At 36.4% G+C, this 24,386-nt stretch carries 32 protein-coding genes and 1 pseudogene; 28 read left to right on the top strand and 5 right to left on the bottom strand.

Features of this window, described 5'->3' with window-relative positions; all coding sequences use genetic code 11:
- The first annotated feature begins 22 nt into the window (after positions 1-22).
- The 12 genes from ATZ99_RS04145 to ATZ99_RS11980 all read left to right on the top strand — a co-directional run bounded on the left by ATZ99_RS04145 (position 23) and on the right by ATZ99_RS11980 (position 8,091).
- Positions 23-733, top strand: coding sequence for an energy-coupling factor ABC transporter permease (locus ATZ99_RS04145; RefSeq protein ID WP_068747985.1), 711 nt, complete (start codon positions 23-25; stop codon positions 731-733).
- Positions 730-993, top strand: coding sequence for an energy-coupling factor ABC transporter substrate-binding protein (locus ATZ99_RS04140; RefSeq protein ID WP_068747984.1), 264 nt, complete (start codon positions 730-732; stop codon positions 991-993). The genes ATZ99_RS04145 and ATZ99_RS04140 overlap by 4 nt, the downstream gene beginning before the upstream one ends.
- Positions 986-1,684, top strand: coding sequence for a CbiQ family ECF transporter T component (locus ATZ99_RS04135; RefSeq protein ID WP_068747983.1), 699 nt, complete (start codon positions 986-988; stop codon positions 1,682-1,684). Before ATZ99_RS04140 ends, ATZ99_RS04135 begins: the two co-directional genes overlap by 8 nt.
- 16 nt (positions 1,685-1,700) lie before the next feature.
- Complete coding sequence (gene hemL / locus ATZ99_RS04130) at positions 1,701-2,972, top strand: glutamate-1-semialdehyde 2,1-aminomutase (protein ID WP_068747982.1); 1,272 nt, start codon at positions 1,701-1,703, stop codon at positions 2,970-2,972.
- Between the two features lie 16 nt (positions 2,973-2,988).
- Positions 2,989-3,513 (top strand): cob(I)yrinic acid a,c-diamide adenosyltransferase, encoded by a 525-nt coding sequence (cobO, locus tag ATZ99_RS04125; protein ID WP_068747981.1) that lies wholly within the window; start codon positions 2,989-2,991, stop codon positions 3,511-3,513.
- A gap of 127 nt (positions 3,514-3,640) precedes the next feature.
- Complete coding sequence (locus tag ATZ99_RS04120) at positions 3,641-3,841, top strand: type II toxin-antitoxin system VapB family antitoxin (RefSeq protein WP_068747980.1); 201 nt, start codon at positions 3,641-3,643, stop codon at positions 3,839-3,841.
- On the top strand, positions 3,838-4,236 hold the full coding sequence (gene vapC, locus ATZ99_RS04115) for a type II toxin-antitoxin system VapC family toxin (RefSeq protein WP_068747979.1): 399 nt from the start codon (positions 3,838-3,840) through the stop codon (positions 4,234-4,236). Before ATZ99_RS04120 ends, vapC begins: the two co-directional genes overlap by 4 nt.
- 182 nt (positions 4,237-4,418) lie before the next feature.
- Entirely contained in the window at positions 4,419-5,354 is a 936-nt protein-coding gene (locus ATZ99_RS04110; RefSeq protein WP_068747978.1) for an ABC transporter substrate-binding protein, read from the top strand.
- 202 nt (positions 5,355-5,556) lie between these two features.
- The gene (locus ATZ99_RS04105) at positions 5,557-6,129 is read left to right on the top strand and encodes an ECF transporter S component (protein WP_068747977.1); all 573 of its coding nucleotides are present in this window, start codon (positions 5,557-5,559) and stop codon (positions 6,127-6,129) included.
- Positions 6,101-6,709, top strand: a complete 609-nt coding sequence (locus ATZ99_RS04100; protein ID WP_068747976.1) for a class I SAM-dependent methyltransferase — start codon at positions 6,101-6,103, stop codon at positions 6,707-6,709. The genes ATZ99_RS04105 and ATZ99_RS04100 overlap by 29 nt, the downstream gene beginning before the upstream one ends.
- A 79-nt stretch (positions 6,710-6,788) precedes the next feature.
- Complete coding sequence (gene lplA / locus ATZ99_RS04095) at positions 6,789-7,778, top strand: lipoate--protein ligase (RefSeq protein WP_068747975.1); 990 nt, start codon at positions 6,789-6,791, stop codon at positions 7,776-7,778.
- Positions 7,779-7,962: 184 nt separating this feature from the next.
- Entirely contained in the window at positions 7,963-8,091 is a 129-nt protein-coding gene (locus ATZ99_RS11980) for a nucleotidyltransferase domain-containing protein (protein ID WP_222927068.1), read from the top strand.
- Positions 8,092-8,376: 285 nt separating this feature from the next.
- Here ATZ99_RS11980 and ATZ99_RS11570 read toward each other — a convergent pair whose 3' ends face one another.
- Positions 8,377-8,586 carry a hypothetical protein gene (locus ATZ99_RS11570; protein ID WP_157074706.1) on the bottom strand — a complete coding sequence of 70 codons (210 nt, stop codon included), beginning with the start codon at positions 8,584-8,586 and terminating at the stop codon, positions 8,377-8,379.
- A 134-nt stretch (positions 8,587-8,720) separates the two neighbouring features.
- The gene (locus ATZ99_RS11815) at positions 8,721-8,876 is read right to left on the bottom strand and encodes a hypothetical protein (protein ID WP_157074705.1); all 156 of its coding nucleotides are present in this window, start codon (positions 8,874-8,876) and stop codon (positions 8,721-8,723) included.
- A 317-nt stretch (positions 8,877-9,193) separates the two neighbouring features.
- Here ATZ99_RS11815 and ATZ99_RS04090 point away from each other — a divergent pair, with 317 nt between their 5' ends.
- Genes ATZ99_RS04090 through ATZ99_RS04075 form a run of 5 tightly spaced genes read left to right on the top strand, consistent with a single transcriptional unit; the run spans position 9,194 to position 12,388 of the window.
- On the top strand, positions 9,194-9,619 hold the full coding sequence (locus ATZ99_RS04090; RefSeq protein WP_068747974.1) for a hypothetical protein: 426 nt from the start codon (positions 9,194-9,196) through the stop codon (positions 9,617-9,619).
- Complete coding sequence (locus ATZ99_RS04085) at positions 9,616-10,227, top strand: hypothetical protein (protein ID WP_068747973.1); 612 nt, start codon at positions 9,616-9,618, stop codon at positions 10,225-10,227. Before ATZ99_RS04090 ends, ATZ99_RS04085 begins: the two co-directional genes overlap by 4 nt.
- A 24-nt stretch (positions 10,228-10,251) precedes the next feature.
- Entirely contained in the window at positions 10,252-10,812 is a 561-nt protein-coding gene (locus ATZ99_RS04080; protein ID WP_068747972.1) for a hypothetical protein, read from the top strand.
- Positions 10,813-10,866: 54 nt separating this feature from the next.
- Positions 10,867-11,043 (top strand): hypothetical protein, encoded by a 177-nt coding sequence (locus ATZ99_RS11810; protein ID WP_157074704.1) that lies wholly within the window; start codon positions 10,867-10,869, stop codon positions 11,041-11,043.
- Positions 11,036-12,388 (top strand): DUF5050 domain-containing protein, encoded by a 1,353-nt coding sequence (locus ATZ99_RS04075; protein ID WP_068747971.1) that lies wholly within the window; start codon positions 11,036-11,038, stop codon positions 12,386-12,388. Before ATZ99_RS11810 ends, ATZ99_RS04075 begins: the two co-directional genes overlap by 8 nt.
- 132 nt (positions 12,389-12,520) lie before the next feature.
- Here the strand turns inward: ATZ99_RS04075 and ATZ99_RS04070 are convergent, their stop codons facing one another.
- Together ATZ99_RS04070 and ATZ99_RS11805 are read right to left on the bottom strand one after the other, a co-directional pair.
- Positions 12,521-13,420, bottom strand: coding sequence for a nuclease-related domain-containing protein (locus ATZ99_RS04070; protein WP_068747970.1), 900 nt, complete (start codon positions 13,418-13,420; stop codon positions 12,521-12,523).
- A gap of 360 nt (positions 13,421-13,780) precedes the next feature.
- Positions 13,781-13,927 carry a hypothetical protein gene (locus ATZ99_RS11805; RefSeq protein WP_157074703.1) on the bottom strand — a complete coding sequence of 49 codons (147 nt, stop codon included), beginning with the start codon at positions 13,925-13,927 and terminating at the stop codon, positions 13,781-13,783.
- A gap of 846 nt (positions 13,928-14,773) precedes the next feature.
- On the opposite strand from ATZ99_RS11805, the gene ATZ99_RS04065 reads away from it, so the two are divergent.
- Both ATZ99_RS04065 and ATZ99_RS04060 read left to right on the top strand, forming a co-directional pair.
- Positions 14,774-15,040 (top strand): cache domain-containing protein, encoded by a 267-nt coding sequence (locus ATZ99_RS04065; protein ID WP_068747969.1) that lies wholly within the window; start codon positions 14,774-14,776, stop codon positions 15,038-15,040.
- A 150-nt stretch (positions 15,041-15,190) separates the two neighbouring features.
- On the top strand, positions 15,191-15,502 hold the full coding sequence (locus ATZ99_RS04060) for a transposase (protein ID WP_068747968.1): 312 nt from the start codon (positions 15,191-15,193) through the stop codon (positions 15,500-15,502).
- Between the two features lie 51 nt (positions 15,503-15,553).
- Here ATZ99_RS04060 and ATZ99_RS12370 read toward each other — a convergent pair.
- Positions 15,554-15,673: pseudogene (locus tag ATZ99_RS12370) on the bottom strand (Mu transposase domain-containing protein); the annotation flags it as partial.
- 223 nt (positions 15,674-15,896) lie between these two features.
- Here ATZ99_RS12370 and ATZ99_RS04055 point away from each other — a divergent pair.
- The 9 genes from ATZ99_RS04055 to ATZ99_RS04015 all read left to right on the top strand — a co-directional run bounded on the left by ATZ99_RS04055 (position 15,897) and on the right by ATZ99_RS04015 (position 24,378).
- Positions 15,897-16,559: a GntR family transcriptional regulator gene (locus ATZ99_RS04055; protein ID WP_068747967.1), complete on the top strand. Its 663-nt coding sequence runs from the start codon at positions 15,897-15,899 to the stop codon at positions 16,557-16,559.
- Positions 16,560-16,639: 80 nt separating this feature from the next.
- The gene (locus ATZ99_RS04050; protein ID WP_068747966.1) at positions 16,640-18,001 is read left to right on the top strand and encodes an acyclic terpene utilization AtuA family protein; all 1,362 of its coding nucleotides are present in this window, start codon (positions 16,640-16,642) and stop codon (positions 17,999-18,001) included.
- A 2-nt stretch (positions 18,002-18,003) separates the two neighbouring features.
- The gene (locus tag ATZ99_RS04045; RefSeq protein WP_068747965.1) at positions 18,004-18,327 is read left to right on the top strand and encodes a DUF4387 domain-containing protein; all 324 of its coding nucleotides are present in this window, start codon (positions 18,004-18,006) and stop codon (positions 18,325-18,327) included.
- Positions 18,328-18,394: 67 nt separating this feature from the next.
- On the top strand, positions 18,395-19,417 hold the full coding sequence (locus ATZ99_RS04040) for a tripartite tricarboxylate transporter substrate binding protein (RefSeq protein ID WP_068747964.1): 1,023 nt from the start codon (positions 18,395-18,397) through the stop codon (positions 19,415-19,417).
- 62 nt (positions 19,418-19,479) lie between these two features.
- A complete protein-coding gene (locus ATZ99_RS04035; protein ID WP_068747963.1) occupies positions 19,480-19,932 on the top strand; it encodes a tripartite tricarboxylate transporter TctB family protein in 453 nt (150 codons plus the stop codon).
- Between the two features lie 15 nt (positions 19,933-19,947).
- Entirely contained in the window at positions 19,948-21,462 is a 1,515-nt protein-coding gene (locus tag ATZ99_RS04030) for a tripartite tricarboxylate transporter permease (protein WP_068747962.1), read from the top strand.
- 289 nt (positions 21,463-21,751) lie between these two features.
- Positions 21,752-22,231 carry a 4Fe-4S dicluster domain-containing protein gene (locus tag ATZ99_RS04025; protein ID WP_068747961.1) on the top strand — a complete coding sequence of 160 codons (480 nt, stop codon included), beginning with the start codon at positions 21,752-21,754 and terminating at the stop codon, positions 22,229-22,231.
- Entirely contained in the window at positions 22,231-24,036 is a 1,806-nt protein-coding gene (locus tag ATZ99_RS04020) for an aldehyde ferredoxin oxidoreductase family protein (protein WP_068747960.1), read from the top strand. Before ATZ99_RS04025 ends, ATZ99_RS04020 begins: the two co-directional genes overlap by 1 nt.
- Before the next feature lie 69 nt (positions 24,037-24,105).
- Positions 24,106-24,378 carry a ubiquitin-like small modifier protein 1 gene (locus ATZ99_RS04015; RefSeq protein ID WP_083947343.1) on the top strand — a complete coding sequence of 91 codons (273 nt, stop codon included), beginning with the start codon at positions 24,106-24,108 and terminating at the stop codon, positions 24,376-24,378.
- The last annotated feature ends 8 nt before the right edge of the window (positions 24,379-24,386 follow it).

Genomic DNA, 24,386 nt, shown 5'->3' with positions numbered 1-24,386 from the left:
AAAAACGAGGAGGAATTTAATTATGAAAAAAGTTTTTCCTCTTTTAGCAATTTATTTGCTTGCACCGGGGGTAGCTTACGCGATGCACATTGCCGAAGGTTTTTTGCCGCTTGGCTGGTGCTTGTTTTACTTCGTGCTGGTTGTCCCCTTTATCGCTGCGGGAATGAAAAAAATAACATCCCTTTACGGGCAGGATAAGAAAAACAAAATGCTTATAGCGGTATGCGGAGCTTACATTTTTTTGCTTTCGGCTTTAAAACTCCCTTCCGTAACGGGATCGTGTTCCCATCCCACAGGGTGCGGGCTTTCGGCGATACTATTCGGGCCTTTAGTAACTTCAGTATTATCCTTAATTGTGCTGCTATTTCAGGCTCTGCTTTTGGCCCACGGCGGGTTGTCCACCTTAGGGGCAAATACCTTTTCCATGGGTATTGCGGGGCCCTTCGTAGCCTATGTTGTTTACTCGATCCTCAAGAGGAGAAACCTTAAAGTAGCCGTATTTTTGGCCGCCGCTCTGGGAGATTTATTCACTTACGCCGTTACCTCCCTCCAGCTTGCCCTGGTCTTTCCATCAAGCAGCGGGATACTTTCATCTGCGGTAAAATTTTTGTCCATTTTTTCCGTTACCCAGATACCCTTAGCCATTACCGAGGGGTTATTTACCGTGGTACTTTTTGACTATTTGGCGAAAAATTATCCAGAGATTAAAAAATTGGGGGAATTTAAGATATGAAAAAGAACATTCTATTAATCGCATTGGCTTTTGCCATCATAATTTTTTCCCTTTACATGGGATCTCAAAGGGGAGATCTGGGAGGTGCAGACGAAAAAATCGAAGAAGTGATAAAAGAGATATCTCCGGATTATCAACCGGTTTTTAAAAGCATTTTTGAACCTCCTTCGGGAGAGATTGAGAGCTTGCTTTTTGCACTGCAGGCATCGGCGGGAGCTTTTGTCATAGGATACTTTGTGGGAAAGGTAAAAAATGATTAAAGAGGTAATTTTGTATTCCACCTCGAGCAGGGGTAGGTTTGTAAACCCCCTCGAAAAACTTATGTTAGTCCTTACAGCAGTTATATCATCCAATTATTTTAATACACCGCTACCTTTCGCGATAAATTTTACGGTTTTTTTGTTCCTCCACCTGTATTTTAAAACTCCATTTAATAAGGTAATGAAACTTCTTTGTGAAATTGCCGGCTTTTATTTTGCGTCTTCCCTTGTTTTTCTTGCGGATAAAAATATAAAGGGCTTTCTAATCGCAAATGCAAAGGGTGTTGTGAATTCTTCAGCCCTCACCTTTTTAATTTTTACAACTCCGGTGGACGATTATCTTTATTTAATGTCCGGCACGGTTTTTTTAAAAGAGATCGCCGATTTGGCAAAGACTATGGAACGCTTTATACTGCTTTTTGAAGACGAGCTTAACTTGATGATACTTTCCGCGAAGGCAAGGGGAGGCTTTGACGGATTTTTAAACGGCATAAGAAGCTGTGCGAAAATTGCGGCACTTTTATTGATGGATGTTTTGAACCGATGGAAAAGCATCGATGAAGCGATTTCAAGCAGGTGCTTTTCGGGCAAAATCCCCTACTCCAAAAGGGAATTTAACCGTTCCGGGAAAAGGATTATCCTTATTCTCCTTTTTGCGGTCCTGGAGGTAATTTTAGCGGTAAATTTTTAGGAAGGGGTGTGTCGAGATGCAAAACCAAAAAATTTACCATGAGTCAAAAAAATACATGCCCGGCGGCGTAAACAGTCCCGTGCGGGCATTTACCGGCTTAAATATTGCTCCTCCTGCGCTTGTAAGGGGAGAAGGTGCTTATGTTTACGACATAGAAGGTAAAAGGTATGCGGATTACGTGGGGGCATGGGGGCCCATGATACTGGGGCACTGCGATGAAGATGTGGTAAAAGCTATAGAAGATACGGCCAATTCTTCAATAGCTTTCGGAGCTGTAACGGAATTGGAGTTAAGATTTGCAAAACTTATATGCGATACTACAGGGATCGACATGATAAGATTTGTGAATTCGGGAACGGAAGCTACCATGAGCGCTGTTAGACTTGCAAGGGGATATACCGGAAGGGATAAGATTGTCAAATTTTCGGGATGCTACCACGGGCATTATGATGGATTTTTGGTTTTGGCAGGTTCGGGGATAATGACGCAGGGTATCGCAGGAAGTGCGGGAGTGCCTGAGGACCATGTGAAAAATACCATTATCGGAGAATACAATAATGTGGAACAGATACGCCATATTTTCGAGAAATTCGGCGAGCAGATTGCCTGTGTGATTGTGGAGCCAATAGCCGGGAATATGGGCGTTGTTCCTGCAAAAAGGGAGTTCTTGATGGAAATAAGAAAATTGTGCGATGCATACGGAAGTTTGCTCATTTTTGATGAGGTAATAACGGGATTTAGAGTGGCATATAGAGGGGCAAGAGAAATTTATGAGATTGAGCCGGAACTTGTAACCTACGGGAAAATAATCGGTGGAGGATTACCATGCGGTGCATACGGTGGAAAAAGAGAAATAATGAGCATATTATCGCCCGTAGGACCCGTTTATCAGGCTGGAACCATGTCGGGGAATCCAGTTATAATGGCTGCCGGTTATGCAACAGTGAAAAAAATTTATGATAATAGGGATAAGTTTTATACTTATCTTGAATCCTTGGGACAAAAATTAGAAGACGGTTTAAAAAAGGTATTTTTCGAGAAAGGAATAAAAGTTGTGATTAACAGGGTTGGTTCAATGTTTACCATATTTTTTAATGATAATGACAAAGTTGAGAATTACGAGCAGGCAAAGGCAAGCAATGTTAATATTTACAGACATTTTGCAGAGCAAATGATATTAAAAGGGAATTATATTTCTCCATCCCAGTTTGAAGCCCTGTTTTTATCGATTAAACATACGGATTATGAAGTTGAAAAATTTATCGAGGATGTTTATCAAATTTTTTAATTTGGAGGGTTAAAAAATGGCGGAAAAAGGGCTTGTGCTTTTATACACCGGAAATGGGAAAGGGAAAACAACAGCAGCCTTGGGGCTTGCATTGAGAACTGCAGGACACGGTCAGAAAATCTTTATGATACAGTTTATGAAGGGAAACCCTAAATATGGAGAAATTCAAGCATCCAAATTTATCCCCAATTTCACCGTAGTGCAAAAGGGCAGAGACACCTTTGTAAGAAAAGGTAATCCGGAGCCCGTAGATTTAGAGCTTGCAAAAGAAGGCTTGAATCTTGCTAAAGATATATTACAAAAAGGAGAACACGATCTGGTGATCCTTGATGAAATAAATGTGGCCGTTGATTTCGGTCTATTAAAGGAAGAGGACGTGGAAGATCTAATAAAATTCAAAAAGCCAAATACTACTTTGGTCCTAACGGGAAGGTATGCATCGGAGAAATTAATTTCCATAGCGGATATGGTAAGCGAGGTAGAAGAGATAAAACATCATTATAAAAAGGGCATACCGGCACAAGCGGGTATCGAATTTTGAAATTTTAAAGACTTTCAGTAAGTTTATAAGCTTAAAAAAGGAACTTTCGATGTTACAATACTTTCTTATTGAGTGCCGTTGACAAAGATCTTATGTGTATTATAATACACATAAGGAGGTGTATAATATGAGGACGAATATTATTATTGACGAAAATTTGATTAAAGAAGCATTAAAAATTTCAGGATTAAAAACTAAAAAAGAAGTGGTCAACTTGGCTTTAAAAGAATTTGTTGAAAATCGTAAAAGGAAGAACTTAATGGATTTAAAAGGCAGAATAGAGTTTGATGAAAATTATGATTACAAAAAAATGAGGGAAGAAAAATGATATTGGTAGATACATCGGTTTTAATATCGTTTCTAAAAGGTGTGAATAAAGAGCAGGTTAGAAAATTTGAAGAAGTAATTCAAAAAAATATACCTTTTGGAATAAATTACTTTATTTATCAGGAACTATTACAGGGAGCAAAAAATGAAAAAGAGTTTGCTCTAATTAAAAACTATTTTAGCACTCAGAAATTTTATGACCTGAAATATGGCGTAAGGTCTTATGAAAATGCTGCAAAATTGTATATAAAATGCAGAAAAAAAGGAATAACTATTCGAAGTACCATTGATTTACTCATAGCGGAAACCGCAATAGAAAATGATTTATACTTGCTGCATGATGACAATGACTTCTCCCTAATAGCAAAAGTTGATGAAAGATTGAAGGAGTATTGAGAGGGTGAACGTGTGATTTACTTGAAGATGCTCTTTGGGAGAGGGGACTGGTGCAGTTTTTGCAATGCTTTAGATGTAAAAAATTTAAATTTTTCTTTACTATTTTTTTATGCGATATTATAATAAAAATAGCGATATGCTTTAAAAAACATAACGAAATATCAGGATAAAGGAGGAAAATTATGTTTTACGGAAAAAGAACTAAACTTAATTCATTATTTGTTTTTATGTTGATGCTTTGCATATTCTTATTCCTGTTAACTTCATGCGGGCAAAAAACTATTTCACAACAAGGGCAATCAAAGAATATACAAAATAGTAAAGAAATTATTCTCGCTACTACCACAAGCACTCAAGATAGCGGGCTTTTAGACGTACTTATACCTCTTTTCGAACAAAAAACAGGTTATAAAGTAAAAACTATTGCAGTTGGAACCGGACAAGCTCTTGCTATGGGAGAAAAAGGAGATGCCGATGTAATGTTGGTTCATGCACCGGAAGCGGAGATGGAATTAGTAAAAAAGGGTGCTGCTATCAACAGGCAGCTTGTAATGCATAATGACTTTATAATAGTAGGTCCACCTGACGATCCCGCTGGAGTAAAGGATGCAAAAAGTGCTGCAGAAGCTTTCAGATTAATTGCCGAAAAAAAAGCATTATTCATATCAAGAGGAGATAATTCGGGTACTCATAAAAAAGAACTCGCTCTATGGAAAAAAGTAGGGATAGAACAACCCACTGGTAAGTGGTATCAGTCAACGGGGCAGGGTATGGGAGCTACTCTTGACATTGCGTCTGAAAAAGGTGGTTATACTCTTACCGATAGAGCGACTTATTTAATGAAGAAGGAAAAACTCCGACTTATTATATTAAAAGAAGGCGACAAGGAATTGCTTAATATATATCATGTTATGCAGACAAATCCGGAATATGTAAGGCAAAATAACCCAAATGCTGCTAAGATGATTAATGTAGAGGGTGCAAAGGCCTTTGTAGAATTTATGGTGAGTCCCGAGACTCAAAAAGTGATAGGTGAATTTGGTAAAGAAAAACTTGGTCAATCGCTTTTTGTTCCTGATGCTGGCAAGGATGAATCCGATATTTTACAACAGAATTAAAGAAATTAAACTTTCAATAACAAGATTGACAAAAAGCAAACAATATCATATAATTTAGTCAAAAGCACGTATCAAGAAGATATGAGAACATGACCATGAAGGTCTATGGCGGATGAATCCGTCAGGGCTTCATGGTTTTTTATTTTATCAAAGTTTTTCTGTATGCCTTGAAATTATAAAAAATATCGGGAGGTTATCTCAAATGCCATCGAAAAATTATCATCTTGCCACTTCCGGTTTGCTGATCGCCATTGGTATCCTTTTACCTGTAGCTTTTCACTCATTTAAGTTAGGAGGACAGATTTTTTTGCCCATGCACCTGCCGGTGTTCATGGCTGGTTTTATGTTGCCCTGGAAATTTGCCGGGGCCGTAGGATTAATTACCCCATTCCTCAGCTTCCTATTTACTTCCATGCCTCCGGTACCGGCAGTTTTTAGTATGATGGCAGAACTTTTTACATACGGGTTTGTTACGTCTGTAGTTTATAATAAACACAGATTGGGAATCTATCCATCTTTGATAGCATCAATGCTTGCCGGGAGATTTGTATCTATTGTAAGCAACTGGATTATAACTGAATTTATAATAGGAAAAACCTTTAACTTTGTAAAATTTACATACGGGCTTTTTGTGGTAGCGCTACCGGGAATAGCAATTCAATTAATTCTGATACCGCTTCTTGTAAAGTTGATTGTAATTGGTGCAAGAAACGGGAAAGCGAGTAAAATTAAAGAAGGTGATAAAATTGGCATTGACTCAGAAAGAATTTTTTAATAATTTGGCTTTGGAATGGGACGATAAGGTAAAACACGATCCTTTCAAATTGAGGGAAATAATAAATTTAGTTAATTTTTCAGAAGGTGCTGCTGTTTTGGATGTGGGATGCGGCACCGGAGTGTTGGTCCCTTATATTAATGAAAAGATAGGGAAATCCGGGCGTATAGTGGGTCTTGATATTGCAGAAAAAATGATCCAGAGAGCTCGTGAAAAATTTTCTGAAAAGGATTTTCCGAATGTAAATTTTGTCGTAGGAGACATTATGGATTATAATTTTTCCGATTCTTTTGACTTTATTATATGTTATTCGTCTTTCCCTCATTTCCCCGACAAGATACAAAGCATTAAAAAAATGGCTTCATTGTTAAAGCCTAAAGGTAAGTTAATAATATGTCATTCTGAAAGCAGGGAAAAGATAAACAATCTGCACAGGTCCTTAGAAAAAGTGGTATGTTCGGACGTACTGCCCGCCGGGCAAGAAGTTGCGGAATACATGTGTTATGCGGGATTAAAGATAGAGAAAGTGATAGATGATGACGATAAATTCGTGGTTATCGGTATGTGTGCAATGGGATAGATTTTAAAACCCTATTGCCTGTAGTTGGCTTTTTTGAGAAAATATATAAAAAACATCATTTATAAAAGGGGGAAAATTCTTGCTTTACATAAGAAATAGCTCCAACGATCCTTATTTTAATATGGCTTTAGAAGAATATGTGATAAAAAATATGGATCCTGCAAAGGAGTATTTCATATTGTGGCAGAACCGACCAACAGTAGTAATCGGTAAAAATCAAAACGCAATAGAAGAAGTTAACCTGGAATACGTAAAAGAAAACAACATAGCTGTTGTAAGAAGGCTTTCGGGAGGCGGTGCGGTTTACCACGACTTAGGCAATGTAAATTTTACCTATGTGGTGGACTATAGACCAGAATTTTTCAACAGCATTGAAAGGTTTGCGCAAGCTGTAGTAAAAGCTTTAGAAAAGCTCGGTATAAAAGCTGAATTTACCGGAAGAAACGATATTACCATAGAGGGAAGAAAGATATCAGGGAATGCTCAGTTTCTTTACAAAAGAAGGCTTTTACACCACGGGACGCTTCTTTTTGATTCCGATTTAACAAGGCTTTCTTCGGCACTAAATGTCAAGCCCCAAAAGATTGCTTCTAAAGGTGTAAAATCCGTCAAAAGCAGGGTTGCCAACATCAAAGAATATCTCAAGGAAGATATAAGCGTCGAAGGATTTAAGGAATTATTATTAAAATATATTTTTGAAGTCGAGGGACAGTCCTTAATCGAATACAACCTTACTCCTGAAGATTTAGAAAGAATAAACCGTTTAAGGGATGAAAAATACGCTACTTGGGATTGGAATTTCGGCACGTCTCCCGAGTTTGATTTGATAAAATCCCAGCGCTTTGATGCAGGGGAAATTGAAGTAAGGATAAATGTAAGGGATGGGCGTATCACCGATATAAAGTTTTACGGGGACTTTTTGAGCATGAGGGATGTTTCTGAAGTAGAAGAAAAATTAAAGGGCCTCCGCTACAAAGAAGAAGATGTAGGGGAAGCCCTAAAGAGCTTTAATTTGAAAGAATATTTCGGGGGTATAACCTTTGAGGAAATATTAAAAGTTATGTTTTAATATTTTATACAAAATTAATTACTGGGGGCTGATGTAAGGTCATATTTTCTCACTCATCAACTTTTTGTTAATATAATTTATTCATTGAATGGGCTTTGAGTTAATGATAGGATAAAGATGGTAATATGTTATTTTTATGGTTATAAAAGGATAATAATGGTGTAATAATTTCAGGTGGTTTGATATGTTATTATTAGAAAAAATCATCTCGGCTTTAAAAAATTATATGGTTCTTAAAGAAAATATAAAATTTGTTTATCTTTTTGGTTCCTTTGCTGAAGGAAAAAGTAAAATAGAACTTCTCCTCTGTTAAATCAAGAATGACGTAAATATTTCAAATCAACAAAAGAAATAATAAGAAAGAAATTGGCCGATGGTTAAAAGAGATGTTATATCAAAAAAGAAAAATTTGATAAGATATCATTTAGAAAGAATTATTTTAAAAAGTAATGTTTCTTTGGAGCAGTTTATAAACAATGAGGATATAAAAGATATCGTATGCCATAATCTGTTTATTGCTTTTATTTTTTTGTAATATGTTATATATTTCACATATAAATTTCCATTACTTTATTTATGGTATTTTATTTTTTATGATTTAGATTATCGCCGTAATATTAAAGCGGATTAATTCCTTTAAAACATACTTTATCCACGGTCTACCCGCATATGGCCCTCTTAATGCGGGTAGAGATACTCTAATCCATTCTTCTACGTCTTCTACTCCATATCTCTTTTCTGTTTTTATTTGAAGTATTTCTTTGATTTTATTGCTCTTTAATGACCATGATTTAGTATATTTATCCAATTCTCTATTTGCTTTCTCTGCAAGGATTCTGTGTTAACTATCCCTTACCAATTCTCTGCAATATAGTTTAAAAGTTTAAGAATTCTTCTTCTCCGGTTACATTTAACCTTTCTTACCGCTCCTCTTAATGTTTCTTAAATGCTTTTAAGGTTACCTTTATAAATAGCTTCGCATAGTTTATCATAGGTTTCCTCGTCATACCAAAGGGCTTCTTTAAGGTGTTTGCTAAGATGATAAGGGTCCAGTGCAAAAAAAAGGATTGCGCCGACAATCTGTCGAATATCTAACACAAGACCTCACACTCCTTTTTAGTGTTTTGTTTTTGTTTTGGGCGGAGAGGTCTTTTTTCTATGTTTTTATCCCTTTTTCCTTCCTCTCACCTACTTAAATTTTACACTGCCATTTTGTTGGATCACAAGAACTGGCGTTACTATGCTTTCGTGTAGTTTAATTTTATGAGATTGAATAATATTTGATAAAAAAATAATTTTTAAAAAATTATATTTTGATATTGAAAATTATCTAAAGTATTGTTAATATTATTATGCAGAGTCAAGATAAAATTAAATTACAAAAAAATGGATAATAATGGGAAGGAGGATTTTATATGGAATTAAAAAAATTTATTGTTGATTTTACAATTGAAATGCTTTATAACGTAGAAAAAGACGAATTAAGCATTATTGAAACAAGACCTAATGTTGTAAAAGTCGAAACGGTAAATACTAAGCATACAATTGAACATTATGTGACAGATGCTGAAATCAAATATGGAATATTACTGCTTGGTGCAAAAAATGAAGTTGGTTCTAATATTCCTTTGGATACAGAAATTACAGTAAAACTAAATGGAAATAATTTTGGGAAAGCTAAAAGCCACAAGAAAATTAAAGGTCGAGTAGATAGATTAAAACGTATTTTTAACCTAATAATAGGTGATTTAATAAGAAATGATTCAAAGATTACCGTATCTTTTGATTTGGAAAGTAATACTCTGGAAATTATTACTAAGAAAGGGGGTGATAAAATATGAAAAAAAAGGAAAAAACATATTATGATGTAGCAACAAATGCGGCAATAGTAAGAACTATTTTATCTTCTCCCAATCTCTCAATAAATGAAATAGAAAAATATATTAAATTTTTTTACGAAAAAACAAAAAAGAGAAGTTATAAGAGTTTTGTCGCAGAGCTAAATAATGGAAAAACACTAGAAAATATTTTAGAAGAGGTAATGAAAAACGAAAATAAAAATAAAATGATAGATTTCTTAAAGGTTTTTGTTCCGGACAAAAATATAAATGAGCAAATTGATAATATTTTAAAAATATTATCACTTGAACAAGAATTATCAAGGCTTTTTGATGGTATAGATGATATAAGTGATATAGCGGATGATGAACTGCTATCTAAAGAAGAACTACCTGAAGAACTTTTTGAAAATGTATCATTAGATGCGGCTGATTTAATAGGTGATCCTATAAGAAATACTTCTCCAGAAATAATATCATCTGAAATATTTTACAGAAACGATTTGAAGAAATTTACGTTAAGAGCCAAGATAACAGGAAAAATAGATTTAAAGAAAAACTTATTATCTGTAAATCATATTATATGTGAGATTTATAAAAAAGAGTTCTAAATATTAAAAAAGGAGGTTTACATTATGCTTACAACTAAAAAAGAATATGAGAATTATATAGAAGAAATTGCACTTGCGGTGCATAAAAAATTTAGTGATATTATAACCGTAAAAGATTATAAAAAAGAAATGGAAATTTGTGGTTTTAAAGGAATATATAAAAATAATGACTTAGGCATAATACATGTTGAAATACCTTCTGTTAGATCAGAGATAAAAGATGTAAAAAATATTTTTATCAGATTACGCTTAAATGATTCTGATATTTTAGAAGATATTTTAAAAACTAAAAAAATGAGAAAAGATTTTATGGACTTCGTATTTGAACGTCATAAAGAAGAATTTAAACAAAATTCAACCAAAATGGAATGGAAATGTATAAAACCCCACAGTTCTGATATACGAATAGAAAAAAGAATACATATTTGTAAAAATAAAGGGCTACCCCCAAAAGAAGAAATAATAGAACCAATTTCTATACTAGCAAAAATAGACCTACTTGATGATTTGCGAGCATGGGAAAAAGAAAGATTGCCTTTATTCTCCATAAAGACCAAAATAGCACGTATAAAACAACCGTTGTAACTAATTTTGTATGTGCAAAAAAATAATAAAGAAGAAAGCAGAGGGGGCCTACGCATGAGCAAAAAATTTATAAGATTAATTATAGTTTTAATATTAACAGTAGTAATTTTATTATCGCAGGCAATTAATACCTTTGCATTATCTTACTACAATAATACAAACAGTAGTAGAGAAGATAAATTAAAAGATACGGTTATAATGCTTATTGGGAGTCCAAATGCTTATGTTTAATGATATTTTAATGAATATAGATATTTCTAATCCAAATGTAGTTCCTGTTGTTGAAAACGACCGAGTATTAATTCCTCTCCGTTTCTTATCAGAGGGCCTTGGCTGGAGTGTTAATTGGGATAAAAATACTAAAACTGTTACAGCTACATTAGAAGGAAGAACTGTTAGAATACAATTAGATACTGACAAAATGTTTATAGATGGAATTGAATATACATTAGACGTTCCTGCACGAAGCATTAACGGAAGGATATTTGTTCCTTTAAGAGCCTTTGTTGAAAATGCTTTAGGAAAGTCTTGCTTTTATAATAATGGTTTAATCGTTATAAGCGAGAAGGAAAATACTTTTGACAGCACTAAAGATAGTGCTTTGTTGAATGAACTTATTAAGGAGTTAAGTGCAAAAAAAGGCAATACGTCATCAAATCTTGTAAATTATGGATATGTGGTTAGAGATGGAGATTGGATTTACTATATAATCACAACAAATACAGAGAAAAATGTTGGCTATGGTATAAGTTATCTTTACAGAGCTAAACCTAATGGGAGCCAGAAAAAACTTCTGTATTCATTAAAAGGATTTATTTGTGATTTACAAATTGTTAACAACAAAATTTATTTTGTGGCAGGTGAACTTAATGAACCCGATGTTTATAGAATGAATACAGATGGAACAGGAAAAATAGCTTTAAGCACACATAAAACTCAAGAAGATAAAATATGGGAGATAGTCGTTTACGGAGATTATATATATTATAAAAAAGATAATGGATTATATAAAATGAATTTAGATGGTTCAAACCCTGTAAAAATCCTTGACCGTGAGGATATATTTGAAATAATTTCCGTAGAGGGCAACAAGATATACTTTACAATATGGGATGATTTATACAGCATAAATACTGACGGTACTAATTTCAAAAGACTAATCTCAAATGCACACAACTATATTGTGTCAAATGGATTTGTTTACTATACAGATTTTATATCGTTTAAGGAAACAATAATAGGAAAGTTAGATTTATCTACAGGTACTGAAACCATATTGAAGAAATTTGAATATACTAGTGATATTGGTTTAAGTGCTATTGATAGAATAAATGTTAATGGAGAATGGATTTACTACAATGACAACTTTAATAAGCAAATTCGTAGAATGAAAATAGACGGCACAAATGATACTGTTGTATCAAATATATCTAATGTCAAAGGTGAAATAATCGGTATTTATATTGCCGGTGATTGGATTTTTTATTGCACAGAATTATCTCATGGCCCTGTTGCTTGTGAAAACCATTTTTATAAATTAAAAATTGACGGCTCTTTAAATCAAATTATAAAATAAAAAGTTTTTACCCTTTCACATAATTCCATACCCTTCTTAATTTAAAAACACTTGGCATACCCCCCTTATTTAATTTTAAAAACACTTGCAGAAATGTAAAAAGTTTCTGTAAGTGTTTTTTTATTTGGATAATTATTGTATTTTCGTAAAATACCACCACCCGTCATTGAATTTGTCCTTATACACCTCATTTACCGCTATGCCCATTAGACTATACAGACGCCTGATTTCTTCCGCCTTTTCTTTTTCACCTTTTACCCTTATATACTCTTTTCCTTCCCTCGTCTTTTTTACTTCTATTTCTTCTATGCCGTATTTCATTGCTATTGGTTCCGCTTCTTCTATTGCCTTCGCTACCGCTTCTATCTGCTCTTTTGTCAGCCTTTCCCCTTCTTTTGTTTTTCTTTTCAGGTACAGGCTCAACGCAAGTCCGCTTTCAAATACGGGCAATGAACAGTCCTTAACCTTCAGCCATTTGCAGTTCGTCATAAGAACGACCGGTATTATCACATCTTCTATAATTATTGTTGTATCCAGATTTTGACATTTCAGCCATTTTGCAAATACTTTTTTGTGGTATTTGTTCTGCTCCGTGGGACTCTTGCACGGCATCCACCTATCTCCTTCTTTTCTTTTCCAACGATCGTTAAAGCCTATGTATGCCCCGTCCCAGTTTTTTGTTTCTACCAAGAATATTCCCGGCGGCCCTAATATGATGTGGTCTATCTGTGCGTATTCGTCCACTTCGGCCTCTATCACTATGTCGTTTGCTACCCTCCAGCTATTGGGGAGCATTAGCAGAAAGCTCAATGCTGCCCCTAATTCTCCGCTGTCTCCTCTTTCGCTGTTCTTGTTCTGTGTCATGTTGTAATTCAGGTTTACCAAAGGCTTCACCGCCCATGTTATCCACTTCGGCAGTTTTTCGTCTATTTTTTTGTTCATTTTTGCTTTTTCCTGCTCTATTTTTTCTTTTATTCTTTTGTAAAATTCTTCTTTTGCCTTCCTGCTCTGTCTTATTATTTTTGCCGTCATTTTTATTTTTCCTTTCTTTTTTTATTTTTGGTTTTATAACGTGCGTTTTTAACCATAATTAGATAAGCACTTGTTTTTTTACCACTATTGGTATAATATTTTGTTAGATGGTATATAATTTTTTATGGGAAAATAATATTTACGATAAAAGTTACTCTCCAGCATAGGGGAATACTGGAGAGTAATGATGGTGTGGTTTTAATGAATTTTTATTCCGTTCCTGTCTTTGACGGGTAGTATGAGCAAGGAGACTATCTATATATTATTCTATATTTTGCCTTATAGGAGGCTTATTTTTTTTGTGCTGCTAAACAATAATCATTATTACAAGCTGGATCAAAATAAGTAGTTCGATTATTGTCATGGCTTCACCTCCTTTCCCCCGCCAGAAGACAGGGATTCGGAGGTAAATTCTCCCACACCATCGGTTTTATTATAAAATTCTTTATTTTTATATTCAACAAAAATCTTTTCTTGTCTTGTATAATTTTTTGTTTTTTGGAGCATGATAATATAAGTGCCCCCTGTTGCAGTTTATCTAATTTTATTTTACTATTTCAGTTTTTATGTTTTTGCGACAATTTAGCTTATAAGCGTGTGTTATTAATTATTTTTTAAAAATTTTTTTGGTATAGGGGAATTGTATTTTTTGATTGAATAGTATATTATGTAATTGACAATAATATTAATGATATTAACTAATGCAAATAAATTACCCTTCGGTATTGGCAGATACCGAAGGGTAACCAGCGATGTGGTCGAATTTTTGTTCCGTTTTCCGGTTTTGACGTTAGGCGATGTTTTTTTCTAAAAATTTAGCACGGATTTTTACTTATCTTATGCCTTTAATAAGGCTATTTTTTTTGCTGTAATGCTATTCCAATTATATCTACTACAAGATGTAGTAATAGAAGTATTTCGGCTGTTGTCATTTTATCACCTCCTTTCTCGGCGTCAAAGACCGAGAAACGGAGGGAAATTCTTCCACATCACCGTTTTTATTATAGAATATACTATACATGTAGTCAAAGCAATTTTTTGAGTAATTTTTAAAATATAATAAATATAAAGGCTCCAGTTGTTTTTCTGGAGCTTATTTATTTTTTATAACGGTTTATTGTAAATATTTGTCGAAAATTATGAGTTATTTATTATATAATTAATGCTAAATATATTTTTTTATATTAAAGGGGGCACGTTTAAGTGAAATTAGTCAAACCTACTTTTAAACTCAATTCGCTTAAATCTAAAATAATTTTTTTATGGCAGTCTTCTCTATTTTAATTATCGTTACTGTTATTAATTTTTTTGTTTTTAGCTATTCCTTTGGTTCAGGATAAGTTTAAGGTTACTATGAGCTTGGCTAACGAACTTGCGGACAATATGTACCCGGGGGATTGGCATATCGATGGGAATATCCTTAAAAAAGGTGATTTCGTTATAAACGATAATCATATTTTGCCAGATAGAATTAAATCTTTGACCGGTATGGATTGTTCGATTTTCTTAATGGATAAAAGAGTTGCGACTACCGTTATCGAAAACGGAGAAAGAAAAATTGGCACTACCGATGCACAAAATGTCGTTGACACCGTTATTAAATTAGACAGACGTAATTGAATATTGCTAAGGTTTTAGAAAAGGATTTCTTTACGATGTATATGCCCATTGCCCAAAAAGACGGGACGGTCGTTGGTATCTATATAGCCCCCTAACATCCTTGGAGAAAACCCGTGTAAGTGATAATATAACAACAGGGGGTTGATTCAAATGATAAAGAAACAATATACCGAAGAATTTAAAGAGCAACTGTTGAAGGAATGTCAGGAAGTAGGTAACGTATCCCTGGTAGCTCTCAGGCATAATATCTCATCTAACACCATTCATGGGTGGATACGAAGCATCAGAAAAAGAGGATCAGTAAAGCCGTTGCACAGGAACGAAGAAAAACGTATTCTGGAGATAGAAAAAAGATTAGAAGACGTAAGCAGAGAAAATAATACCCTAAAGAAACTTTTAGGAGAAAAGGAGCTTGAACTTGCAATAATAAGAGAACTGAGAGATAGGGTAAACCCTCGGTAACCGACAAAGTCGAAATAGCTAAAAAGTGGATAAATAAGGGTTACAGAGCAATATTAATTCCCCGTTGTAGAGGATTTCGATTTTGCCGTTTTTGTCCCTTACAACCACCTCTTTTCCGCTATACTGCCAGGGAACGCCATACCTTACGCCGCTGAAGCTTAAAAGGCTTTGGGCGGAGAGGTCTTTTTTTCTATGTTTTTATCCCTTTTTCCTTCCTCTCACCCACTTAAATTTTACACTGCCAAAAGCTGTTAATTTATATCTGTCTAATTTTGTCGATATTTTTTATTAAAAATAAAAAATTTAAAGGAGGAATTTTTAAAAAGAGGAAGAATATTATAAATTAAATTAAAAATGTATCCCGTATCCCAAATCCTTTTAATGAGGTGATATTTTGGAGCATACCATGGAATTAGAGTTTTCAAATTTAAAACCAATTCGAGAGTTAATTTATGAACATATTCGGAAAATGATATTCAGCGGAGAATTAAAAGAAGGAGAAAGGCTTGTAGAAAAAGATTTAGCCGAAAAGCTGAAAGTAAGCAGAACTCCGGTTAGAGAAGCTTTAAGAAAATTGGAAACCGAGGGCCTGGTCGTTCATCTTCCGAGAAAAGGCGTGGTGGTAAAAGGATTCAGCAAAGAGGACGTAATAGAGATATATTCGATAAGAAAGTCCTTGGAGGCCCTTGCCATATCGTTTACAGTCCAAAATATTACCGAAAAGGAGATTGAAAAGTTAAAAAATTTAAATGAAAAAATGAAAGAAGTTGCGAAAGAGGAGGATACGGAAAAGCTATTTGAACTATTAAGGGAATTTAATAAAGTACTGGTAGAATCCTGTAGGATGCCCAGGCTTATCAATTTAATAAACACCTACAGGGAGTATTTAGAGCGCTTCAGGGTTGTAACAATGTCGAAAAAGGAAAGGAGACTTTCGGCGCTCAAAGAACACGATGAAATAATAGATGCGATTATAAGAAGGGATGCAAATCGAGCCCAATCCCTGGTTCAAGAGCACTTGCAGGGTGCTTTGGAGGCATTTTTAGCAAATTTTTAATTTTTTTTAATCACAAATTGCATCCCGTATCCAATACAGAATTTTTTAAAAAAATCAAGTTTTGAAGGAGATGGTTGGAGATGAAAGAGGAAATAAGGGTATTAACTCCTGCGGGGATGCTGGGTTACGGTTTCCCCGTAAAATGGTTCAGGGAGGGTTTAAGTCGAAATCCAGATGTTATCGCCATCGATTCCGGCTCTACCGATAGCGGTCCTCATAAATTGGGAACGGGAGCCATGACCTGCTCGAGGGAAGCTTATATTAAGGACATTTCTTTGATGCTCGAAGCTTGTTATGAGAAAAAGATCCCGGTGTTCATCAGCTCCGCCGGGGGAGATGGCAGCGATCAGCATGTGGATGAATTTTTAGAAATAATAAAAGGTATAGCGAGGGAAAAAGGTTATCATTTCAAGATTGCAGCTATTTACAGCAATGTTGACAAGTCGTATTTAAAAAGCAAATTGAAGGAAGGGAAAATAAGTCCGTGCGGGCCTGTCCCTGAATTAACGGAGGAAGAAATTGATAAGGCTACCACCATTGTCGCTCAAATGGGAGTTGAGCCGTATTTAAAAGTATTAAGAGAGCAAAGGGAAATAGACGTAATCGTATCGGGGAGGACCTATGATCCGGTTCCGATAGCCGCACTCGGAATATTGGAAGGATTTGACCCCGGACTTTGCTGGCATATGGGTAAAATTATGGAATGCGGTGCAATATGTGCGGAACCTGCGGGGAAGAACATTTTTGGAATATTAAGAAAGGATCATTTTATAGTTGAACCTTTAAACCCTGCGGAAAGGTGCACGGTTGCTTCGGTAGCCGCTCATACCCTGTATGAAAAAACCCACCCCTTTCTCCTTCCGGGGCCTGGAGGTATAACAGACCTTTCCAACACTAAATTCGAACAGATGGATGAAAGAAGCGTAAGGGTAACTGGGAGTAAATTTATACCTTCAGAAAAATATACCCTGAAACTTGAAGGAGCAAAGAAGGTAGGTTACAGGAGCATTTTCATAGCTGGGGTAAGGGATCCTATCGAAATAGAACATATGGATGAAATTATCGAAAGGGTTAAAAAAGACGTGGAAGAGTATTTTAGCGAGATTCCCAAGGATAGCTATAAAATGATTTTCCACCTGTACGGTAAGAACGGGGTAATGGGGGAATTTGAACCTGTAAAGGATTTTAAACCGCTGGAACTTTGCGTGATATTGGAAGTAACGGCTCCCACCCAGGAATTAGCCACAGCAATTTGTTCGAGAGCAAGAACCGAGATGTTGCACTCTCCTTATGAAGGAAGAATTGCTACTGCGGGCAATATTGCATTTCCCTTTACACCTTTAGAAATACCGCTGGGCATTGTGTGCGAATTTAACGTTTACCACCTGTTAGAAGTGGAAGACCCCTTGGAAGTTATTAGGTTTAAGTATTTGGAGGTGTAAAAATGAAAAAGGTTTATCTAAAGGATATAGCAAAAGTCCTAAGGAGCAAAAATTCGGGGCCTTTTGAAATGACTCTGGACATCATATTTAAAAATAAAGAGGATTATGAAAAAATAAAGGGTTTGGGAATAATTAATGAGGATTTAATATCCAGGATTTACAACATAGACAGGGAAAAAATAATCACCTTCGTTTATTTTGATGCTGCCAATGCAATAAAAATCACCATACCTCGGCTAAGACCGCAGGGCACCGTAGGAGAAACCGATATGCACGCAGCGCAGCAGCATATTCCTTTGATGTTTGTAGAAGTTCCGTGGGAATAAAAGGGAGGTGAGATAAACTACATAAAACCAAAAAAATTAAATTAAAATCAGAGAAGGAGGAATCAAAATGAAAAAAATGCGAAAAAGCTATTTTTATTTAAGCGCCATGCTGATTTTGATGTTGTTATTAACTGCAGGGTGTTCGTCGAATAAATCGTCTCAAAACAAGCAGGTAAATTATCCCACAAAACCCTTTGAATTTGTTGCTCCCGCAGGACCGGGCGGCGGTTGGGATACTACCATAAGAACAGTGGCGAAGGTGCTTCAGGACACTAAATTAATCACCCAGCCCATGCCGGTGGTGAATAAACCCGGTGGTGGCGGTGCTGTAGGGCTCGCTTACATGCAGGAGAAAAAAGGAGACCCGTATGAGGTGATAGTATTTTCACCGCCTCTATTATTAATTAATCTTACCGGACAAACCCAATATTCGTATAAAGATTTAACTCCACTTGCAATGTTAATACACGATTACGGTGCTTTTGCGGTGCCTAAAAATTCAAAATTTAATAGTATTAACGAAGTTATGGAAGCCCTCAAAAAGGACCCCAAAAGCGTAAAAATCGGCGGCGTTTCTTCACCCGGCAGCATGGACCACATACAATTTTTAGCCGCGGCAAAAGCTGCTGGGGTTGAAAACTTGAAGGACATACAATACATTTCTTTCCAGGGCGGGGAACACCTCGCAGCCTTGATGGGCGGTCATATCGACCTTTTATCAACGGGAATGGCCGAAGTGGTAGGGCCAATGCAGAGTGGTGATATTAAAGTGCTCGCGGTAACGGCACCCGAAAGAATAAAAGAAGGGCCTTTATCTCAGGTTCCCACTTTAAAAGAACAGGGAATAAATGCAGAATTTATTAACTGGAGAGGGCTTTTTGGTCCGCCAGAGATGCCGGATTATGCAGTAAAGTATTTAACGGATGCCTTATCAAAAATGGTAAATACTCCCGAATGGGATGAAATGGTTAAAAAATACGGTTGGACAAAAGCATTTATGGGAAGCGAAGAATTTAAAGCATTTTTAGAAAAGACCAACGAAAGCTATAAGGAAATATTAAAGGAAATTGAAATGTACAAAGGACAGTAATGATTAGCTTGCTCCGCAGGTTTTTAGCCTGCGGAGCGCTTTAAAAAAGGGGTGTGATAATCATGAAAAAGGATATGGTTACCGGACTAAGTGCAATAATTTTAGGACTTTTATACACTTACAAAGCATTGAGCCTTCCTAAGGCATCCATTGGTAATCCGATGGCTCCATTATATTTTCCACTTAGCCTTGGTGTTTTGATGATTTTAATAGGAGTAATAGTAGTTATTGTAGAAAAGAGTACGAAAATTATTTCCGAAAGTAAAAAAGAGGCAATAGACGAAAAAGATAAAGGCTATATTAAACTTATAATCGGGACAATAATTGCATCTATAATATATGCTATACTTTTTGATAAAATTGGGTTTATTATTTCGACTATTTTATTCTTAAGTTTTATTCTTTTTATGATTAATGGCAAAGAAAAGTGGGTAACAAATATTATAGTTTCAGTATTATTTACATTTTCAGTTTGGTATATATTTGAAAAATTAATTAATATAAGTTTACCGTAAGAGAGGTGCCGTTTTATGGATATTTTGCAATATTTACTTTACGGTTTTAAAGTTGCTATGACCCCGGTAAATATAATTTGGCTTATCTTTGGCTCTATTTTAGGGACCGTCCTTGGAATGCTCCCCGGTATTGGACCAACAACTGGCATTGCCCTTTTACTCCCTTTAACCTTTACAATGAATCCTACTACAGCTTTAATTACTATGAGTGCTGTTTATTACGGGGCAATGTTTGGAGGGTCAAGAAGCTCAATTCTTTTAAATATACCAGGCGATGGTGCAGCAGTAGCTTCTTGCTTTGATGGTTATCCCATGGCAAAGAACGGTCAAGCGGAAGCAGCCCTTGCTATTTCAGCGATAGCTTCATTTATTAGCGGTATGCTTTCAACTATTGCCTTTGTATTTTTAGCTTTACCTATTGCAAGGTTTGCATTAAAATTTGGTCCTCCAGAATATTTTGCTCTTATGTTATTTGCGCTTGCGGCAACTGCTTCTATTTCTAAGGATGAGCTTTTAAAAGGTATAATATCTTTACTTTTAGGTTTAATGATATCCACTGTAGGTATTGATTTACAGTCCGGTGTTCAAAGATTTACTTTCGGAATTCCCGAACTGCAAATGGGCATAGATTTTATTGTGGTAATTATCGGTATTTACGGAATGAGCGAGGTATTTATCAATTTTGAGACAATCTTAAAACAGGGAACAAAGCCAATACAGACAAAATTTAAAAGAATATGGATTACAATGGAACAATGGAAGAGAAGTATTTTACCTATATTAAGAGAGACTCCTGTTGGGTTTTTTATCGGAGTGCTTCCTGGTGCGGGCGGAACTATAGCAGCAATGATGGCTTATAATAATGAAAAGCAGCTTTCAAAAGAGCCAGAAAAGTTTGGCAAGGGTGCAATAGAAGGGCTTGCTGCACCCGAAGCGGCCAATAATGCTTGTTCCGTAGGTGCTCTCATTCCAATGCTTACCCTTGGTGTTCCGGGCTCCGGTACTACAGCAGTAATGCTTGGTGCTTTAATGATTTACGGTTTACAGCCAGGGCCGCTTCTTTTCCAACAGCACCCTGAAATAGGTTGGGGTGTTATTGCAAGTATGTTCTTAGGTAATGTAATTTGTGCTATTATTAATATCCCCTTGGCGGGACTTCTTGTTAGGGTATTATCCATACCACCGAAAATTCTCTATCCGATTATAATAGGTATATGCTTTATTGGTGTATATGCTATAAATATGAGCGTAGTAGATTTTTACCTATTAATAATTTTTGGGATAATTGGTTATTTCATGAAAAAATACGATATACCGACAGCTCCTTTAATATTAGCATGTATAGTTGGGGCAAATATAGAGCAGTATTTTAGACAATCTTTAATGCTTTCAAACGGTAGCTTGAGAATATTTTTCCGCTCGGGAATTTCAATAACATTACTATTTCTTGCTTTGATTTCAATCGTATATCCTTTCATATCCGATTATATAAAAACGAGAAAACAAAAGCCCGGTTATAAAGCTATATAAAGTGATAAAAAACCCGCCTTTTATCTAAAGGTGGGTTTTAAAATTTTTAAAGCGGAAAAACCTATTTTTCTCAAAAATTTTATAAAATCAATCATATTTGCAAAGGTGAAAAATATATATATTTATGTATTTATTAAAGAAGAAAAAATATATAAAAAATTTAAAATTGTGGTGCAGGAAATTTCTATATAATGGAGAATAAGTATAATAGAACCTGCGCCGGAATTAAAAATTAAATTAAAAGGAGGTGTTGCCTGGCGTCAGGAGAGCCTGACGGCCGGCGGTGGTCATGAGGAAGATACTTATGATATCACCGGAAAAATGCACTGGCTGCAGGACCTGCGAGCTTGCCTGTTCTTTTGTCAAAACAGAAGTATTTAACACGAAAGTATCACGAATTACCGTATTTGCCTTCGATGAAGCGGCAGTTTCGGTACCGATGACTTGCATGCAGTGCGATACGCCCTACTGCATGAAGGTGTGTCCGACCTCGGCTATTTCTAAAACGGAAGACGGTGTGGTAAAGGTTAACGGCGAAAAGTGCATAGGTTGCAAACTCTGCATAGCAGCATGCCCTCTGGGAAATATCACCTTAAGCACCGTAGAAGGCAAAATAGTAAAATGCGATCTGTGTGGCGGAGAACCGAAATGTGTGGAATTTTGTCCGACCGGTGCAATAGAATTTAAGGAAGTTTCCCCAAATGTTTTAGAAAGGAAGAAAGCAATAGCCAGGAAATTTAAAGAACTTTTAGGGGAGGCGAAGGAATAATGTTCGGTTGGACCGGAAAGATTATAAGGGTAAATCTTACGGAGGGTAGCATAAAGGTAGAAAACCTTAAAATAAAGGATGCTTATGAATATTTAGGTGGAAGGGGTCTTGGGGTTAAAATACTCTTTGATGAGGTTGATCCGAAAGTTGACCCTTTAAGCCCCGAGAATAAATTGATTTTTATGACCGGCCCCCTTACCGGCACTCTGGCACCCTGCTCGGGAAGATATGAAGTGGTAGCAAAGGCTCCACTTACGGGAACGGTGGGAGGAGCCAATTCGGGTGGACATTTTGGGCCGGAATTGAAGTTTGCCGGCTATGACGGCATAATATTTGAAGGCAAAGCTGATAAACCCGTTTACCTTTGGATAAACGATGACAAAATAGAACTGAGGTCCGCAAAACATTTGTGGGGGAAAAATGTGTTTGACACCACCGATGAGCTTTTAAAGGAGACCTCGGAAGATGCAAGGGTGGCATGCATTGGTCCCGGCGGAGAAAAAATGGTGCTTTTTGCCACTGTAATGAACGATAAGCACAGGGCTGCGGGACGTTCGGGCATGGGAGCGGTTATGGGCTCAAAGAATTTAAAGGCGGTTGTTGTAAGAGGAACGGGCTCCATTAAAGTGAAGGACCCGGATACCTTTATGAATGCAGTAAAAGAAGCCTATAAAAAATTGAAGGAACAACCGGTAACCAGTGCGGGGCTTCCCACCTACGGTACGGCAATTCTTATAAATATCCTGAACCAGGTAGGTTCCCTTCCCACGAGAAACTGGAGGGATGGCGGATATTTCGAATATGCCGAAGAAATAAGCGGCGAAGCTCTCAGGGAAAAATATCTTGTTAAAAATAAAGCCTGCTTTGGATGTCCTATTGCTTGCGGCAGGGTTACCAGGATTCCGGAAGGAAAATTTAAGGGATTTGGCGAAGGACCGGAATACGAAGCTGCCTGGGCTTTAGGGGCGGATTGCGGTGTAAGGGATTTAGCGGCGGTAAGCAAAGCAAACTTTATTTGCAATGAACTGGGGATTGACCCGATAACCATGGGCGCTACCATTGCCTGCGTAATGGAGATGTATGAAAAAGGAATCATTTCAAAAGAAGAAATAGGCTTTGAAGCTCCCTTCGGGAGCGCCGACGCTCTTGTGGAATTGACCAGAATGGCCGGTTTACGGGAAGGATTTGGTGATAAGCTGGCTTTGGGGTCTTACCGTTTGGCTGAACTTTATGGATACCCCCAACTTTCCATGTCGGTCAAGAAGCAGGAAATGCCCGCCTATGACGGCAGGGGAGTACAGGGTATGGGCCTGGAATACGCCACATCAAACCGCGGTGGGTGCCACGTAAGGGGTTATATGACCTCGGTAGAGGTTTTGGGAATCCCCGTAAAACTTGATCCGCTGGTAACTACGGATAAAGCCAAGTGGCTTAAGGCTTTTCAGGATGCGACCGCGGTTGTGGATTCTTCCAATATTTGTCTTTTCACCACCTTTGCCATAGGTGTTCCGGATATAAATGCTATGATGAAAGGTCTCGTAGGTTGGGATTATACCGATGAAGATGTTTTGAAAATTGGAGAAAGGATCTGGAATTTAGAGAGATTGTTTAACTTAAATGCGGGAATTACGAAAGATGATGATACATTACCGCCAAGACTTTTAACGGAGCCTTTAAAAGTAGGCCCGGCAAAGGGCAAGGTGGTAGAGCTTGATACAATGTTAAGGGAATACTACGAAGTAAGAGGATGGGATGAAGAAGGCATTCCCACCGAAGAAAAATTAAAGGAACTCGGCATAGAATAAATAACAAAAGTTTGGGATGCCGCGGGCCCCGGAAAAGGGGCCTGCGGTATGCTTAGAAGGGGAAATCTTATGAAAGTGAAATTTTTTGCCCATTACAGGGAATATACCGGCACAAAGGAAATCGATGTAAAAAACTGTAAGACGGTAGGGGAGCTGTTAAAAAAGCTATCGGAAATCTACGGAGAAAAACTTTCAAAGGAATTTTTTGATGGAGAAGGTTTGAGCAGCAGGGTAATAGTGCTTGTAAACGGCAGGAATATAGTTCACCTCTCAAATCTAAATACTCCGTTAAAAGATGAGGATGAGATAAGCCTTTTTCCGGTCGTCGCCGGCGGCCTGTAAAACGGCTT

The sequence above is a fragment of the Thermovenabulum gondwanense genome (assembly GCF_001601575.1).
GTDB classification, from domain to species: domain Bacteria; phylum Bacillota; class Thermosediminibacteria; order Thermosediminibacterales; family Thermosediminibacteraceae; genus Thermovenabulum; species Thermovenabulum gondwanense.
The sequence above is the reverse complement of the archived record's forward strand: the minus strand, read 5'-3'. Positions and strand labels throughout refer to the sequence as shown.